The following is a 16,137-nucleotide window of genomic DNA, read 5'->3' as shown; positions in this document are numbered from 1 at the left end:
CATGGCCATCTACCTCACCAAGGAGAGCAAGGTCCTCGTCCAGGGCATGACCGGCGGTGAGGGCATGAAGCACACCCGGCGCATGCTCGCGGCCGGCACGAACGTCGTCGGCGGAGTCAACCCGCGCAAGGCGGGCCGCACGGTCGACTTCGACGACCGTGCCGTGCCGGTCTTCGGCTCGGTCGCCGAGGGCATGCGCGCGACCGGGGCGGACGTCACCGTCGTCTTCGTACCGCCCGCCTTCGCCAAGGCGGCCGTCGTCGAAGCCGCCGACGCGGGCATCGCCCTCGCGGTCGTCATCACCGAGGGCATCCCCGTCCACGACTCCGTCGCCTTCACCGCGTACGCCAAGGAGAAGGGCACGCGTGTCGTAGGCCCCAACTGCCCGGGCCTCATCACCCCCGGCCAGTCCAACGCGGGCATCATCCCGGCCGACATCACCAAGCCGGGCCGTATCGGCCTGGTCTCCAAGTCGGGCACGCTGACGTACCAGCTCATGTACGAGCTGCGCGACATCGGCTTCTCCACGTGCGTCGGTATCGGCGGTGACCCGGTCGTCGGCACCACGCACATCGACTGCCTCGCCGCCTTCCAGAACGACCCCGACACCGAACTGATCGTCCTCATCGGCGAGATCGGCGGCGACGCGGAGGAACGCGCGGCGGCGTACATCCGCGAGCAGGTCACCAAGCCGGTCGTCGGCTACATCGCCGGGTTCACCGCACCCGAGGGCAAGACCATGGGCCACGCGGGCGCGATCGTGTCCGGCTCGTCCGGCACCGCGCAGGCGAAGAAGGAGGCGCTGGAGGCGGTCGGGGTGAGCGTGGGAAGCACACCGACCGAGACCGCGAAGCTCGTGCTCGCGCGTCTCGAAGGACGACAGCGGTCCACCCAAGGCTGATTCCCGCCCCCGACTGTGCACCGAGAGCGGAGCAACCCCATGGCACCCACCCTCACCCTCAAATCCGGCACGTCCTGGCCCGGCGCGTGGCAGCGCTGCCACGCCGTCGCGCCCGAGGCCTTCCGCGACGACCGGGTCCTCAACCTCTGGAACTCCGCCTGGCAGGAGGACGGCAGGGTCCTGCCCGCCGTCAGCCCGGTCGACGGCAGTCCCATCGCCGGTCCACCGCGCCTGGACGGGCCCACCGCCGGCCAGGCCGTGCGCGCCGCCCTCGATCAGCACCGCGCCTGGCGGCACGTCCCCCTGGCGGAGCGCAGGGCCCGCGTCGCCGCCACGCTCGACGCCCTCACCGAACACCGCCGGCTGCTCGCGCTTCTGCTCGTGTGGGAGATCGGCAAGCCCTGGCGGCTCGCCCAGGCGGACGTCGACCGGGCCATCGACGGGGTCCGCTGGTACGTCGACGGCATCGAACCGATGGTCGCCGGACGGGCCCCGCTCGACGGCCCGGTGTCCAACATCGCCAGCTGGAACTACCCGATGAGCGTGCTCGTTCACGCATTACTGGTACAGGCACTGGCAGGCAACGCGGTCATCGCCAAGACCCCGACCGACGGCGGTGTCGCCTGCCTGACCCTGGCCAGTGCCCTCGCCGCGCGCGAGGGGATCCCCGTGACCCTCGTCAGCGGCAGCGGAGGCGAACTGTCCCAGGCGCTGGTGCGGGCGCCCGAGATCGGCTGCGTCTCCTTCGTCGGCGGCCGCGACACCGGCGCCGCGGTGGCCACGGCTCTCGCCGACCTCGGCAAACGACACGTACTCGAACAGGAAGGACTCAACACCTGGGGCATCTGGAACTACTCGGACTGGGACGCGCTCACCGCGCTGATTCCCAAGCTCTTCGACTACGGCAAGCAGCGCTGCACGGCGTACCCGCGCTTCGTCGTCCAGCGGCACCTGTTCGACGCGTTCCTGGCGGCGTACCTCCCGGCGGTCCGCGACGTCAGGGTCGGCCACCCGCTCGCCGTCGAGAAGCCTGACGACCCGTACGCCGAGCTGGACTTCGGGCCGGTGATCAACGCCGCCAAGGCGAAGGATCTCCAGGACCAGGTCGCCGAGGCGATCGAGCGCGGCGCCGTGCCACTGCACCGCGGCAGCCCGGCCGACGCCCGCTTCCTGGACGGCCAGGACACCTCGGCCTACGTCCAGCCGGTCACGCTCCTCGATCCGCCCTCGTCCTCTCCGCTGCACCACGCGGAGCCGTTCGGCCCGGTCGACACGATCGTCCTGGTCGACACGGAGGCGGAGCTGCTCGCCGCGATGAACGCCTCGAACGGCGCGCTCGTGGCCACTCTGTCCACCGACGACCGGGCCACTTACGAGCGGCTCGCCCCGCACATCCGCGCCTTCAAGGTCGGCCACGGCCGGCCCCGCTCCCGCGGCGACCGCGACGAGCTCTTCGGCGGGCTCGGCGCGTCCTGGCGCGGTGCGTTCGTCGGCGGCGAGCTGCTGGTGCGCGCGGTGACGCGGGGGCCGGCGGGGGAGCGGCTGCCGGGAAACTTCCCGGAGTACCAGCTCCTGCCGTGAGACGAGGTGTCATGCCCGACGCCGGTTCGCCATGAGACATCCAGCGTGGCGCCGGCGTCGGTCTCAGCCGATGCCCTGTCGGTCCGGTCGCAGGGCGAACGCGCGGTCCGAGGGGGACGGTTCGGCCTGGTCGACCGCCTGGCGGAGCAGTTCGCGGTGGCGCAGCAGCGGCTCCCGCCGTTCCGCCGGCACGAGCAGGAGCAGGTCGTCCAGTCCGGCCAGCATGCGCCGGGAGACCTGCGGACTCCCGATGGCGCACCCCCGTACCTCGGTGAACCCGAGATCCACCAGCTCGGTCCACCCCGGCACGGGCTGGACCAGCCGCACCGCACCGGCCCGGTCCCGGTGCAGGGCGGCGTCCAGAGGGCGTCGGCTCAGCGAGGCCAGGAACTGGATGACGCGGTCCAGCGCCTGGACGGCGGTCGTCGGATCGTTGATCGCGGGCGACAGGGCGCGCAGCGCGATGTCGGACAACTGGCGCAGTCCGAAGCCGAGATCCTGGTGGTAGGTCCGCTCCACCCCGACCGAAGCCGTGTAGCGCAGTGCCCCGCGCGGCGGGGCCGGACCCCCGTGGACGGCCAGCACAGGTGTGCCGGGCACCACGAAGTCCCCGATCCGCGGGATCAGCCGCAGCACGACCCCGTGTTTGCGCGCCACCCGCACCAGCCGCGCGATGTGCACGTCCCGCAGCACACCCGCCCGGCCCTCGTGCGGCACCCACGCGGTCGCGGAACCGAGGCGGGCGGTGTCCTGTCCGTCCTGTCCGCCCGTCGGCACGGGCATCGAGGCGGCCACCCGGAAGGACTCCGTGGCGATCCGGGCGATGACATGGCTGATCCGCATCAGCCGCAGGGTGGTGTTCACGTACAGGACGAAGAGGAACAGGCTCAGCGCGACCATGCAGAGCGTGAGGACCGACTGCACGAGCGGCACCGACGTCACGGCACGCGGGTCGTCGGTGCTGTCGAAGGAGGTCAGGACCAGCAGGGTCAGCACGAAGGTCGCCAGGAACACCGCGAAGGTCGCCTTGGTGATCCGGCTCCGCACGAAGAGCCGCACCACGCGCGGGGTGAACTGTCCGCTCGCCATCTGCACGGCCACCAGGGAGATGCTGAAGACCACACCGATGAAGGTCATCATCGCCGAGCCGACCACGGTCACGACGGCCTTCGCGTCCTCCGCGAACCGCAGCAGCTCGTCGAGCGTCTCGTAGTCGCCGTCCTCCTGGAGCGTGTCGACGATGACCGTGTCGAGAATCTGCGCCCCCGCCCAGACCACGAAGACGCTCACCATGGCCATGGTGGGAGCGAACCAGAACGTGTCCCGCAGATGCTCCCGGAGCGGCGACAGCGCACGCGGGCGGCGACCCGGAGCGGGGCTCTGCGTAACCATCCAGTCACTCATGGTGCGACCCTAGGGGTATCGGGCCGCGAGGTCCCGGACCCCCGCCAGGCGGACGGAAACGCAGGTGAAAGGCACTCCGAAACCTTGGTATTGTTGTCCATGTCGCCGCGGGGAGCACCCCTGGCCAGGCGACGGACACCTTGTCCGGGTGGCGGAATGGCAGACGCGCTAGCTTGAGGTGCTAGTGCCCTTTATCGGGCGTGGGGGTTCAAGTCCCCCCTCGGACACAGACCGGCTCGGGCGGGTCGAGGTTCTCCTCGACCCGCCCGAGCTGTTGTGCGTGGTCCGCCAGTCCCGAAGGCCCCGATCGCTCAGTCCCGATACCCCCGCAACTTGCGGTAGAGCGTCGCCCTGCCGATTCCCAGCGCGGCCGCGGCGCGTGCCTTGTTGCCGCCGTGGCGGCGCAGTGCCTCCAGGATCGCGGCGCGCTCGGCGTGCTCCATCGGGCTGAGGGGCCGCGCGGCCGGACCCTCGCGCACCGCGTCCGGGAGTTCGGCCCGGCGGACCGGTCCGGACATCCGCCGCTGCTCCGCCAGGGCCCGGACGACATGGGCCAGCTCGGTGACGTTCCCGGGCCATGGGTGCAGCTCGAGCGCGCGCAGGGCGTCCAAGGTCCAGGTCAGCGGGGGCTGTCCGGGCAGCGTTCGTGGCGCGAGGACCGGCAGCAGTTCCCGGATGTCCTCGGCGCGTTCGCGCAGTGGGGGCAGGGTCACCGAGCGGGCGGACAGTTTGTCCAGCAGACGCTGCAAGCACGGGCCGACCTGCGCGCCGGGCGTGTACGTGACCAGCACGCGGGTGTCAGGGTGCGTGTCGAGCAGGGAGTTGAGCGCGGCCACGCCCGGCTGTTCGAGACGCTCGGCGTGCCGCAGCAGGAGCGGCCGGTCGCCCGGCCACGCGGCCAGGGCCCCGTCGAGCCCGGTGTCCCGCGCCGCGTCGGCGACCCGGACCGGGCCCTGGCCGAGCAACTCCCGGGCCAGCGCGGACTTGCCCGTGCCACGCTCACCGGTCAGCAGCAGCGGCTCCGGTGAGCGCGCCAGCTCCACCCCGCGCGCGACGGCGTGCCGCCACGGGACCGAGGAGCCGGTGAGGGCGACGGGCGGGCGTGGCGAGGCCGGCGCCGACGGTACGGAATCTCCGAGCGGTTCCAGGACGGCGACGATCCCGAGGACCGTGCCGTCCTCCAGACGCGCGGGGGTGATCCGCGCGGCACACCCGGCTCCCTCGATCACCCCCGGCCCACTCACCCCGTCTTCGAGCCGTCTGGCGCGTTCGCCGGGCTCGGTCCCTTCCGCCGCAGCCGCACCGTCTGCAAGCCGCGCGGTGTGTTCGCCGGGCTCCGTCGCGCCCGCCGCATCCGTACCGTCTCCAAGCCGGGCGGTGCGCCCGCCGGGCTCGGTCCCTTCCGCCTCGACCGGACCGTCCCCCAGTCGCGCGGGGCACCCGGCTTCCCCGGTGCCCTCCGCCCCGCCCGCGCCACCCCCACGCCGCACGCTCACGGCCGTACGCTCCAGCGCCTCGAGCACCTCCGGTGTCAGCAACCGCTGCGCCGCGTCGCTGACCAGCCGGTTGCGGCCGTCCAGGGCGACCACGGCCAGGTCCGCCCCACGTGCCCCGTCCGGCCCGGTCGCCCGCAGATACGCGTCCAGCAGTACCCGCTCGGCCCGGCCGGCCCGTGTGCGCAGTTCCGTCTCGACCGCGGCCGCGGCGGCCTCGGCGAGGGCCGCCTGCGGGTGCGGCGTACGCGCGGTGCTCAGCCGCGAGGCGACGGTCACCGTGCCGAGCACCTGGGAGCTCTCCGGGTCGAGCAGCGGGACGGTGACCGCGGACACGTCCTGCCACCGGTCGAGGTAGTGCTCCGGCCCGTGCATCTCGGCCCGGCGCCGGGTGCGCAGGGCGAGGGCCGCGCTGTTGTTGCCGACCTCCTGCTCCGACAGCACGGGGCACGTCTCGAGTCCGGGCACGCTCCCCGCCGTCCAGAGCACGCGCAGCCGCTCGTCGGTCAGCATGAGGAGCGACCTGCCCGCGCCCAGGGCGGGGACGATCCGGTCGAGCACCGGGCGGGCGGCGTCGAGCAGAGCCGACTCCACCGGTCGTACCGGACGGGCTGCCGGGGCCTTCAAGTCGTGCGGCACTCCGAAGAACCGCGCCCGTCGCCACGCCGCGGCGACCTCCTCCGGTACGCCGTCGGGCAACGGGCGCCCCGTCAGGAAGCGTTCACGGGCGTCATGCAGCGAGGGGAGGGCGGTGGCGGCGGGGGTGTGCTCTGTGGTGGTCACGACATGTTCCACCGTATCGGGTTCCGTTGAACGGACAACAACTGCCGTGTCCGGAACGTCCGGCCCACACGATGTCTCGTAATGAGACACCCACCACCTGCCGAACCGCTCCATGATCATGAGTGGCCGAAGTCCGATTCCCCCCGCAGGAGCGCCCTGTGTCCACCGTCGTCGAGACTGACGTCCTGATCGTGGGCAGCGGCCCGGCCGGTGCCTCGGCCGCGCTCGCCCTGAGCACCTACGGCGTGCCCAACCTCGTGGTGACCCGCTACGCGAGCCTCGCCGACACACCCCGGGCGCACATCACCAACCAGCGCACCATGGAGGTGCTGCGCGACCTCGGCGTGGAGCAGGAGGTCGTCGCGCAGGCGACCCCGCAGCACCTGATGGGCAACACGACCTTCTGCACCAGCCTGGCGGGCGAGGAACTGGGCCGGGTGCGCTCCTGGGGCAACGACCCGCTCGTCCAGGCGGAACACGAACTCGCCAGCCCCACCCGCATGTGCGACATGCCGCAGCACCTCATGGAGCCGGTGCTCGTGGACGCGGCCGTGGCCCGTGGCACCCGGCTGCGCTTCGAGACCGAGTACCTGTCCCACACCCAGGACGCCGGCGGCGTCACGGCCACCGTCCGCGACCGGCTGCGCGGGGACACCTATGAGATCCGCGCCAAGTACCTGATCGGCGCCGACGGCGGACGGTCGAAGGTCGCCGCGGACGCCGGGCTGCCGATGGGCGGCCAGATGGGCGTGGCCGGCAGCGTCAACATCGTCTTCGAGGCGGACCTGACGAAGTACACCGCCCACCGCCCCTCCACCCTCTACTGGGTCCTCGCCCCCGGCGCGACGGTCGGCGGCATCGGCGCGGGCCTGGTGCGCTGTGTCCGGCCCTGGACGGAGTGGCTGATCGTGTGGGGCTACGACGTCACCGCGGGCGCCCCCGATCTGACCACCGCGTACGCGGAATCCGTCGTCCGCAAGCTCGTCGGCGACGACGACATCCCCGTGACCATCAAGTCGTCGTCCGCGTGGACGGTCAACGAGATGTACGCGGAGAGGTACGCCAACGGCCGCGTCTTCTGCGCCGGCGACGCCGTGCACCGCCATCCGCCGTCCAACGGCCTCGGCTCCAACACCTCCATCCAGGACGCCTACAACCTGGCCTGGAAGCTCAAGCTCGTCCTCGACGGCACCGCGGGACCGGCCCTGCTGGACTCCTACACGGCCGAGCGCGCCGCGATAGGCAGGCAGATCGTCACCCGAGCCAACCAGTCCATCCGCGAGACCGCCCCGGTCTTCGAGGCCCTCGACGGGCTCTCCCCGCAGACCCCCGAGCAGCTGTGGGCCAACATCGCCGCCCGCAAGGACGCCACCGAGGCCGCCGAGAAGCAGCGCGACCGGCTGCGCGAGGCGATCGCCTTCAAGGTGTACGAGTTCAACGCGCACGGCGTCGACCTCAACCAGCGCTATTCCGCCGAGAGCTCAGCCGCGATCGTCCCGGACGGCACGCCCGACCCCGGCTTCGACCGCGACCCCGAACTGCACCACCAGCCGTCCTCCCGCCCCGGCGCCCGGCTCCCGCACGCCTGGATCACTTCAGGCACCCGCACGCTCTCCACCCTCGACACGGTCGGCCGGGGCCGCTTCACGCTGCTGACCGGCATCGGGGGAGAGGACTGGGTGCGCGCGGCCGAGGCCCAGGACGTCGAGATCGCCACCGTGGTGATCGGTCCCGGGCAGGAGTACGAGGACCCGTACGGCGACTGGGCGCGGCTGCGCGAGATCACGGACACGGGCGCCCTCCTCGTACGCCCCGACGGCTTCGTCGCCTTCCGGCACGCGTCCGCTGCTCCGGACGCCGGAGAACTGCTCGCGGACGCGCTGCGGCGGATCCTCGGTCACGCCTGAGCGCGCCATCATGGAAGAAGCGGACGTCACCATGGAAGAAGCGGCCGTCACCGTGGAAGAAGTGGAAGAAGCGGACGCCGACGACGAGGAGCCGGGATGACCACCGACGCGACCGGGGCGGACATCACCGAGCAGGCCCTTGCCAGCCTCCGCGCGACCGCCGATCCGCGGCTGCGCGAGCTGCTCACCGGACTCGTCCGCCATCTGCACGACTTCGCGCGGGAGACCCGGCTCACCCAGGAGGAGTGGGAGCGGGCGATCGCCTTTCTGACGGCGACCGGGCAGGCCTGCACCGACACCCGGCAGGAGTTCATCCTGCTGTCGGACGTGCTCGGCCTGTCTATGCTGGTGGAGACCGTCAACGGCGACCGTGCGCCCGGGGCCACCGAGCCGACCGTGCTGGGTCCCTTCCACATGACCGAGTCGCCGGTCCGCCGACTCGGCGACGACATCGACCTGGTGGGCGGCGGCGAGCCGTGTGTGGTCAGCGGCCGGGTGCTGGCGCGGGACGGCACACCGCTGCCCGGCGCCGTCGTCGACGTCTGGCAGGCCGACGACAAGGGCTTCTACGACGTCCAGCAGCCCGGCGTCCAGCCTGCGGGCAACGGACGCGGGCTGTTCACCGCCGACGCCGCGGGCCGCTTCTGGTTCCGCACCTGCGTTCCGGCCGCGTACCCCATCCCCACCGACGGTCCGGTCGGCGGTCTGCTGCGCGCGACCGGACGGCACCCCTACCGTCCCGCGCACATCCACTTCATCGCCACGGCCGAGGGCCACACGCCCGTCACCACCCACATCTTCGTGGCGGGCGGGGAGTACCTGGACTCCGACGCGGTGTTCGCCGTGAAGCAGAGCCTGGTCCAGGACTTCGCGGAGACCGACGACCCCGCCCTGGCCCGGAAGTTCGGTGTGCCGAACCCGTTCCGGCTCGCCCGCTTCGACCTCGTCCTGGAGCGTGCCGAATGACGTTCCAGAGCGAGTTCTCGTACGAGACCCGGCCCGTGCGGGTCGTCTTCCGGCCCGGCGCGGCCGTCACCGCGACCCCGGACGAGGCCGCACACCTGGGCCTGCGGCGGCTGCTCGTGGTGTGCGGCAGCAGGGGCGAAACGGTTGCCCGCGCGGTGGCGGACGCGCTCGGCGACACCTGTGCGGGGCTGCACGCCGAGGCCCGGATGCACGTACCCGCCGAGGACGCCGACCGGGCCGTCGAGGCGGTGCGCGCGGCCGGGGCGGACGGGTGCGTCGCGGTCGGCGGCGGCTCCGCCATCGGGCTCGGCAAGGCCATCGCCCTGCGCACCGGGCTGCCGCTGATCGCCGTGCCGTCGACGTACTCGGGCTCCGAGATGACGCCGGTCTGGGGCCTGACCGAGCACGGCGCCAAGCGCACCGGCCGCGACCCGGTCGTCCAGCCCCGAAGCGTCGTCTACGACCCCCGGCTCACCCTCTCCCTGCCCGTGCCGCTGACCGTGACCAGCGGTGTCAACGCGCTCGCGCACGCCGTCGAGGCGCTGTACGCCCCGGACGCCTCGCCGTTGGTCTCGGTCATGGCCGAGGAGGGCGTGCGGGCGATGGCCGGGGCACTGCCGCACCTGGCCGCCGACCCGCAGGACCTGGACGCGCGCAGCCGGGCGCTGTACGCGGCGTGGCTGTGCGGCGCGTGCCTCGGCGCGACCACGATGGGGCTGCACCACAAGACGTGCCACGTGCTGGGCGGCACGTTCGGGCTGCCGCACGCCGAGACGCACACCGTCGTGCTGCCGTACGCCCTGGCCTACAACGCCCCCCCCGCCCCACAGGCGTTGACCGTACTGGGGCGGGCCCTCGGCACCGACGACGTGCCGCGCGCCCTGTGGGAGCTTGCCGGACGCCTCGGCGCACCGCGCTCCCTCGCCGAACTCGGCCTCACGGAAGCCGACGTGGCACCGGCGGCGGCCCGGGTCGCGGGCGAGCCGTACGCCAACCCGCGCCCGGTGACGGCGGACGGGGCCCGGGCCGTGCTGCGGGCGGCGTACGAGGGAGCGCCGCCGGAGCCCGTCGGGAAAACCCTCTAGGTGTGCTGTCCCGAACCCGCACCACGCAGGCCGGTCGGAAACCGGGTGCGGACTGTCGGTGCCGTGGTGTGTGATCGGGTCCATGGCGATTGTCTTGAGCGAGCCGGGAGTCGACGGGCTGGGCGAGGCTGTGGGCGTGCTGCGGGAGTGGCAGTACGAGGGGGCGCCGATGCAACTGCATCCAGGGGATCTGGGCTGGTTCTGGCGGTCGGGTGCGGAAGCGACCGCCGCGGCCGTCCGGACCTGGAGCCGGGACGGACGGATCCTCGCCGTCGGGCTGCTGGACGGCCCCGGGCTGCTACGGCTGACGATCGCGCCCGCCGCCCATCGGGACGAGGAACTGGCACAGCGGCTGGTCGCAGACGTGACCGATCCGGAACGCGGCGTGCTGCCCGAGGGGAAGGCGAACATCGAGGCGCCGATGGGCGCACTGGTCCAGGACCTGTTGTCCGAGAACGGCTGGAACACCGACGAGCCGTGGACGCCGCTGCGCCGCGACCTCACGGAACCGGTGAAGGACCCAGGCGTGCGGATCGAGGTGGCCGGGCCGGAGCGGGCGCACCTGCGGGCCGCCGTACAGCGGGCATCGTTCGACGGGTCGAGGTTCACGGACGAGCACTGGCACGCGATGGCGGCCGGACCGCCGTACGCCGACGCCCGGTGTCTGCTCGCGTACGACGACCAGGGCAACGCGGTGGCGGCGGTGACGGTGTGGTCGGCCGGTCCGGGGAGGCCCGGGTTGCTCGAACCGATGGGCGTGCACCGGGAACATCGCCGTCTCGGCTACGGCAAGGCGATCACCGTCGCCGCGGCGGCCGCACTCCAGGAACTGGGCTCCTCGAGCGCGCTCGTCTGCACCCCGAACTCCAATGCCGGCGCCGTCGCCACCTACAAGGCGGCCGGCTTCCGTCAACTCCCCGAGGTCCGGGACCGATACCGGCCCGCCTAGGCCTGTCCGGGAAGGTCCCCGGGGAACCCCACGCGCCCGGCGCGACGTCTTGGATCTTGTCACCACAGATCCGCACGGAGGTCGGCCCAGGTCATGGCACGCGAGGGAAACCAGTCGACTGAGGGCATCGGCGGGGCGCTCGACGTCCTCAGACGCCACCGCCGGGCGCTGTACGGCTTCACGTTGCTCGTGTCCCTCCTGACAGTCGTACTCGGCTGCGCGATCCTGGCCGGCGGATTCGCGGCGGCATGGGACGCCTTCGAGAACGTCCGGGACTACGCGGACCGCAACATCGCCAACGAGGACTCCTACGTGGCCTACGCCGACGGCGGCCTGCCCCCGTTGGTACGGGTCGGCGCCGTGGTGTCGGTGCTGTTGCTCGTGCTGGGACTCCTCGTCGTCTCCGTCCTGCACACCGCGTACGCCGTCGGCGACTCTCATGCCACGCGCGACGCCGGGTCGCTCTCCATCCGCGAGTTGTGGCGGCTCACCCCTCGGCGGTTTCCCGCCGCCCTCGCGGTCAACGCGCTGACCGGACTGGCTGTGGGCGCCGTGGAGCTGGCGGCCCTGGTGATGTGGGGCCTCGTCGAGAGCGGCGAGGTGCCGGGTGTCGAGCCCACGCCGCTGGGCGGAACCGCGTCCCCGCAGTACACGCTGGTGGGCTGGGTGCTGCCGATCGCCGTCGGGTGTCTCGGCCCGCTGCTGTACTCCCGTCTGGCGCTGGCCACCGCCGAGACGGTGCTGGAGCGCCGTTCCCCGTTCGTGGCGCTGTACCGCTCCTGGGTGCTGACCCGCCCCGCCCGATGGCGTGTCCTCGGCGTGGGCGCGCTGGTCACCGCGGTCGCCGTGCTCGTCTTCTGGTTGGCCCTGTACGCGGCCGCTCCTCTCGCCCACTTCGCCGGACTCGGCATGCTGTGGCTCAGCGACGACAACGTGTGGATCACCGGCGTGCTGGTGCTGATCCTGCCCACAGCCGTGGCCCTTCTCCTGCTGCCCCCGGTGGTCATGCCGTTGGTGTGCGCGGTGTTCGCCCGGCTCCACGGGGAGCTGCGCGCTCGCGAGGAGACCGTTCAGTCCAGGTCGGACATGTCCAGTACGAAGCGGTAGCGGACGTCGCCTCGCCGGAGACGGTCGAGGGCCTCGTTCACCCGGGCCGAGGGCAGCAGTTCGATGTCGGCGGTGATGCCGTGCTCGGCACAGAAGTCCAGCATGGCGGCCGTCGCGGGCATGCCGCCGCTGCCCGCGGAGCTGAGCTTCTTGCGTCCGATGAGCAGGTCGAGGGTCTCCACGGTGACGGGTCCCAGGTGCCCGAGATGGCTGAGCGTCCCGTCCATCGCGACCAGGCGCAGGTAGGGGCCCAGGTCGTGCGGTGCGGAGATGGTGTCGATGACGACGTCGAACCGGTCGCGGGCGTCGGCCAGCTGCTCCGGGTCCGTGGTGACGATGAGACCGTGGGCGCCGAGACGACGGGCGTCGTCGGCCTTGTCCGGTGAGCGGCTGACAACCGAGGTGTGGGCGCCGAGCGCCACGGCGATCTTGACCGCGAGGTGTCCCAGACCGCCCAGTCCCGCCACCGCGACGCGGGTCCCCGGCCCCACCCCGAGGGCGTGCAGCGGCTCCCAGACCGTGACCCCGGCGCAGAGCAGGGGAGCGGCGGCGGCCGGATCCAGACCGGCGGGAAGAGGGTGGGCGAAGCGGTAGCGGACGACGTACTCGCGGGAGTAGCCCCCCAGGGTGACCGATCCGTCGTGGCGGTCGGTGCCGTCGTAGGTCAGGGTCGGGAATGCGTGGCAGAAATTCTCCTGACCGGCCCGGCACATGGCGCACTCGCCGCACGAATCGACGATGTTGCCCACCGCGACCGGGTCGCCGACGGTGAAGCGGGTGACCGCGGGTCCGGTCTCGGTCACCACGCCCGTGAACTCGTGCCCCGGCACCAGGCGTCGGCCCCCTGCGCCGTCCCACGAGCTGACGGCGTGCAGATCGGTGTGGCAGACACCGCAGTAGTCCACCCGGACCGCGAGGTCGTCGGGGCGCAGGTCGCGCCGTTCCAGCGGCGTCCGCCGCAGTGCCGGGGACGGACCTTCCACCTGCCAGCCAACGGTGTTCCTCATGACGCCTCCCCATAGACAGACTGGTTGGTCTATTTGAGCGTAGGGGCATCTGGTCCGCCAAGCAAACCAACTGTTCTGTTTGGTAGCGTGAGGGCATGGCTGAACAACCCCTGACCTCGCGCGGAGCCGCCACGTACCAGCGCATCCTCGATGTGGCGACCCAGGAGTTCGCCGAGCATGGGATCGCCGGAGCGCGCGTCGAACGGATCGTGGCCGCCGCGCGCACCAACAAGGCGCAGCTCTATGCCTACTTCGGCAGCAAGGAAGGGCTCTTCGACGCCATCTTCTTCGGCTCGCTGGAGCGGATCGTGAACGTCGTCCCGATCGACGCCGCCGACCTCGCGGACTGGGCCGTACGCCTCTACGACGAGTATCTCCGCCGCCCCGACCTCATCCGGCTGGCCACCTGGGCACGCCTGGAGCGACGCCCGGCCGGCCATCTGGTCGACGACCCCGACCGCCTCGAGGACCACAAACTGCGCGCCATCGCCGAGGCCCAGGCCGCCGGCCTGGTACGCCAGGGAGACCCGTTCGACGTGATGGCCATGGTGATCGCCATGTCCATGGCCTGGTCACCCGTCAGCAACGTCTACGCGGCGACCGCACAGGAGCCCCCCGAACTGCACGAACAGCGTCGCGCCCTGCTCCGCGAGAGCGTCCGACGCGCCATGACAGCCGACCAGGGCTAGGACCGCCCCGCCAGCCAGACTTCTCCCACGGAGAAGCCACTGGCTCGCGGACAGAAGATGACCGCAAGGGTTCCTACGGTCGTGGCATGACGCAGACGCAGAAGATCCTTGTCACCGGTGCCACCGGAACCGTCGGCCGCCAGGTGGTCGCCGAACTGCTAGCCCGGGGCCACGCGGTCCGCGCCCTCACACGGGACGCCGCGAAAGCCGTCTTCCCGGACGGTGTCGAGGTCGTCGAGGGCGACCTGACCGACCCCGGCAGCCTGGCCCCCGCCCTGGAGGGGATCACCGGACTCCACCTGATCACCTTCGGCGGGGCCGCCTTCACCCCGCTGGAGACCGGCCCCCGGATCCTGGAACTGGCCCGCTCGGCCGGTGTCCGCCGGATCACCGTGCTGCACGGCGGCGGGCCCAGTCCGCTGGAGGACGCCGTACGCGGCGACGACGAGGTGAGCTGGACCGTGCTCATGCCCGTCGAATTCATGGCCAACGCCATGGAGTGGGCGGACGGGATCCAGGCCGCGGGCGAGGTGCGGGAGCCGTTCGTCGCCAGGCTGAGTGCCATGGTCCACGAGGGCGACATCGGCGCCGTCGCCGCGGTCGCGCTCACGGAGGAGGGGCACGCGGGCCAGGAGTACGTGATCACCGGCCCCGAAGTGCTCACCGTCGGCGACAAGGTGGCGGCCGTCGCCGCCGCGGCCGGCCGGGAGATCGCCCTGGTCGAGCTGACCGAGGAGCAGGCCGTCGCCCAGTGGCGGGCGGCGTTCCTCCCCGAGGACGTGATCGGCTTCCTGCTCGAGGCGTACGGGAACACACCGGAGGTGGGCCGTACGGTGTCCGGCACCGTCGAGAAGGTCACCGGCCGCCCGGCCCGCACCTTCGCCCAGTGGGCCGGCGAACACGCCGACGTTTTCCGGAAACAGGCCTGACTGTCTCGTATTGAGACACCCGTCCCGGAGCCCGGTGCAGCAAGATCGAAGAGGGGGTGTGACCGCAACAGGGTGCGGCCGTCGGTGTGCGCTGAACCGCCGCGCGTACGGCCGCGCCACCTGATGAAAGGTGAACATCATGGCCCTCGCACTGCTCCGGCGCCGGCGGCTCAAGGGCGCCTCCGCCGCGGCGGCGGGCCTCGCGCTCCCCCTTCCGTCCGGCGCGGGTGCCGTGGCCCGTGAGGTCGTCGACCCGATGGGCTCGCCGCTGGCTGCCGCGGACGTCACCGTCACCGCCCTGGACACCCACCGGGTGGCCGCCCGCGGGACGACCGACCCGTACGGCTACTTCCTCGCCGCGCTGCCGCCCGGCCGGTACAGCCTGCTGGTCGCGGCGCAGGGCCTGCGGCCGCACCGCGAGACGATCGAGATCGGCGCCGGCATATCGACGCCCACCGAGCGCGTCTGGCTGCAGCCGGCCGAGGCGCTCCAGCTGCCCGCGCCCGGAACGTGGCTCTTCGATCCGCCCCACACCGCGATCCGGTTCATCGCCAAGCACGTCGGCATGGCGAACGTCCACGGCCGATTCGAACGCTTCGACGGCGGGATCCAGATCGCCCAGGACATGGCCGACTCCCGGGTGTCCGTCCGCATCGACGCCTCCAGCATCACCACCGGCAACACCACCCGCGACAACCATCTGCGGTCCGCCGACTTCCTCGACGTCGAACGCTTCCCGTACATCGACTTCAACAGCACCCGCTTCGCCTATCGCGGCGGCAGCAAGTGGTCACTGCTCGGCTCCCTCACGATGCACGGAGTGAGCCGCTCCGTCTCGCTCGACACGACGTACCTCGGCACGGTGAACGGCGGCTACGGGCAGGAGCTGCGCTGCGCGGCCCTGGCGACGGCGGAACTGCACCGCGAGGACTACACCCTCAACTGGCGCACCATGCTGGCCCGTGGCATCGCGGTGGTCGGGCCGACGGTCCAACTGGAGCTGGACGTCCAGGCGATGTACCGCACCCACGACACCCCCACCCCACCGGAATAATCCCTGGCACGGATCCCGCCGCCCTCCCTACACTCACGGAGTACCCGGCGCCGCCCACGACTTGAGCGGCGTGCACTGTCGTGACGAACGAAGGGAGACCGCCATGCGTGACCGCACCGCTGCCGCCGTCTCCCTGCCGCGCTACGAGGTGATCCTCGTGTCCTCGTCGCTCCGGTGCCCGCTGCGCGGCCGGCGCCGGATGACCGGGACGAACGTCTGAGAGCGCCTGCTTCGGCGTGCTGACCTAGGGTCGGCACGCCGAAGCAGGCGTGTGTCATCACA

13 protein-coding genes and 1 tRNA gene are annotated in these 16,137 nt (G+C 72.1%); 11 read left to right on the top strand and 3 right to left on the bottom strand.

What is annotated here, in order from left to right; translation table 11 throughout:
- Position 1 precedes the first annotated feature (1 nt).
- A complete protein-coding gene (sucD, locus tag OG542_RS06445; RefSeq protein WP_328408994.1) occupies positions 2-901 on the top strand; it encodes a succinate--CoA ligase subunit alpha in 900 nt (299 codons plus the stop codon).
- 39 nt (positions 902-940) lie between these two features.
- Positions 941-2,482: an aldehyde dehydrogenase family protein gene (locus OG542_RS06440; protein ID WP_328408992.1), complete on the top strand. Its 1,542-nt coding sequence runs from the start codon at positions 941-943 to the stop codon at positions 2,480-2,482.
- Positions 2,483-2,545: 63 nt separating this feature from the next.
- On the opposite strand, the gene OG542_RS06435 is transcribed toward OG542_RS06440, so the two are convergent.
- Positions 2,546-3,886 carry a DUF2254 domain-containing protein gene (locus OG542_RS06435; protein ID WP_328408990.1) on the bottom strand — a complete coding sequence of 447 codons (1,341 nt, stop codon included), beginning with the start codon at positions 3,884-3,886 and terminating at the stop codon, positions 2,546-2,548.
- Between the two features lie 142 nt (positions 3,887-4,028).
- On the opposite strand from OG542_RS06435, the gene OG542_RS06430 reads away from it, so the two are divergent.
- Positions 4,029-4,113, top strand: a tRNA-Leu gene (locus OG542_RS06430).
- Between the two features lie 84 nt (positions 4,114-4,197).
- On the opposite strand, the gene OG542_RS06425 is transcribed toward OG542_RS06430, so the two are convergent.
- Positions 4,198-6,162, bottom strand: coding sequence for a helix-turn-helix domain-containing protein (locus tag OG542_RS06425; protein ID WP_328408988.1), 1,965 nt, complete (start codon positions 6,160-6,162; stop codon positions 4,198-4,200).
- 158 nt (positions 6,163-6,320) lie between these two features.
- Here OG542_RS06425 and OG542_RS06420 point away from each other — a divergent pair, with 158 nt between their 5' ends.
- The 5 genes from OG542_RS06420 (at position 6,321) to OG542_RS06400 (ending at position 12,176) form a co-directional block, all read left to right on the top strand.
- Entirely contained in the window at positions 6,321-8,069 is a 1,749-nt protein-coding gene (locus OG542_RS06420; protein ID WP_328408986.1) for an FAD-dependent oxidoreductase, read from the top strand.
- Positions 8,070-8,165: 96 nt separating this feature from the next.
- Positions 8,166-9,035 carry an intradiol ring-cleavage dioxygenase gene (locus tag OG542_RS06415; protein ID WP_328408984.1) on the top strand — a complete coding sequence of 290 codons (870 nt, stop codon included), beginning with the start codon at positions 8,166-8,168 and terminating at the stop codon, positions 9,033-9,035.
- The gene (locus OG542_RS06410; RefSeq protein WP_328408982.1) at positions 9,032-10,120 is read left to right on the top strand and encodes a maleylacetate reductase; all 1,089 of its coding nucleotides are present in this window, start codon (positions 9,032-9,034) and stop codon (positions 10,118-10,120) included. Before OG542_RS06415 ends, OG542_RS06410 begins: the two co-directional genes overlap by 4 nt.
- 82 nt (positions 10,121-10,202) lie before the next feature.
- Positions 10,203-11,069 (top strand): GNAT family N-acetyltransferase, encoded by an 867-nt coding sequence (locus OG542_RS06405; RefSeq protein ID WP_328408980.1) that lies wholly within the window; start codon positions 10,203-10,205, stop codon positions 11,067-11,069.
- A 93-nt stretch (positions 11,070-11,162) separates the two neighbouring features.
- Entirely contained in the window at positions 11,163-12,176 is a 1,014-nt protein-coding gene (locus OG542_RS06400) for a hypothetical protein (RefSeq protein WP_328408978.1), read from the top strand.
- On the opposite strand, the gene OG542_RS06395 is transcribed toward OG542_RS06400, so the two are convergent.
- Positions 12,140-13,183, bottom strand: a complete 1,044-nt coding sequence (locus tag OG542_RS06395) for an NAD(P)-dependent alcohol dehydrogenase (protein ID WP_328408976.1) — start codon at positions 13,181-13,183, stop codon at positions 12,140-12,142. The genes OG542_RS06400 and OG542_RS06395 overlap by 37 nt on opposite strands.
- Positions 13,184-13,278: 95 nt before the next feature.
- Between OG542_RS06395 and OG542_RS06390 the strand changes: the two genes are divergently transcribed.
- The 3 genes from OG542_RS06390 (at position 13,279) to OG542_RS06380 (ending at position 15,855) form a co-directional block, all read left to right on the top strand.
- A complete protein-coding gene (locus OG542_RS06390; protein ID WP_328408974.1) occupies positions 13,279-13,872 on the top strand; it encodes a TetR family transcriptional regulator in 594 nt (197 codons plus the stop codon).
- An 86-nt stretch (positions 13,873-13,958) separates the two neighbouring features.
- Positions 13,959-14,801, top strand: a complete 843-nt coding sequence (locus OG542_RS06385) for an NmrA family NAD(P)-binding protein (RefSeq protein ID WP_328408973.1) — start codon at positions 13,959-13,961, stop codon at positions 14,799-14,801.
- A gap of 139 nt (positions 14,802-14,940) precedes the next feature.
- Positions 14,941-15,855: a YceI family protein gene (locus OG542_RS06380; RefSeq protein ID WP_328408971.1), complete on the top strand. Its 915-nt coding sequence runs from the start codon at positions 14,941-14,943 to the stop codon at positions 15,853-15,855.
- Positions 15,856-16,137 lie beyond the last annotated feature (282 nt).

The organism is Streptomyces violaceus, from assembly GCF_036014075.1.
Classification (GTDB): Bacteria; Actinomycetota; Actinomycetes; order Streptomycetales; family Streptomycetaceae; genus Streptomyces; species Streptomyces violaceus.
The sequence above is the reverse complement of the archived record's forward strand: the minus strand, read 5'-3'. Positions and strand labels throughout refer to the sequence as shown.

Excerpts from the sequence above, each read along its gene's own strand:
- OG542_RS06385 (WP_328408973.1), top strand. The coding sequence starts at position 13,959 with ATGACGCAGACGCAGAAGATCCTTGTCACCGGTGCCACCGGAACCGTC.
- OG542_RS06415 (WP_328408984.1), top strand. The coding sequence starts at position 8,166 with ATGACCACCGACGCGACCGGGGCGGACATCACCGAGCAGGCCCTTGCC.
- sucD (WP_328408994.1), top strand. The coding sequence starts at position 2 with ATGGCCATCTACCTCACCAAGGAGAGCAAGGTCCTCGTCCAGGGCATG.
- OG542_RS06410 (WP_328408982.1), top strand. The coding sequence starts at position 9,032 with ATGACGTTCCAGAGCGAGTTCTCGTACGAGACCCGGCCCGTGCGGGTC.
- OG542_RS06440 (WP_328408992.1), top strand. The coding sequence starts at position 941 with ATGGCACCCACCCTCACCCTCAAATCCGGCACGTCCTGGCCCGGCGCG.
- OG542_RS06395 (WP_328408976.1), bottom strand. The coding sequence starts at position 13,183 with ATGAGGAACACCGTTGGCTGGCAGGTGGAAGGTCCGTCCCCGGCACTG.
- OG542_RS06400 (WP_328408978.1), top strand. The coding sequence starts at position 11,163 with ATGGCACGCGAGGGAAACCAGTCGACTGAGGGCATCGGCGGGGCGCTC.
- OG542_RS06390 (WP_328408974.1), top strand. The coding sequence starts at position 13,279 with ATGGCTGAACAACCCCTGACCTCGCGCGGAGCCGCCACGTACCAGCGC.
- OG542_RS06380 (WP_328408971.1), top strand. The coding sequence starts at position 14,941 with ATGGCCCTCGCACTGCTCCGGCGCCGGCGGCTCAAGGGCGCCTCCGCC.
- OG542_RS06435 (WP_328408990.1), bottom strand. The coding sequence starts at position 3,886 with ATGAGTGACTGGATGGTTACGCAGAGCCCCGCTCCGGGTCGCCGCCCG.
- OG542_RS06405 (WP_328408980.1), top strand. The coding sequence starts at position 10,203 with ATGGCGATTGTCTTGAGCGAGCCGGGAGTCGACGGGCTGGGCGAGGCT.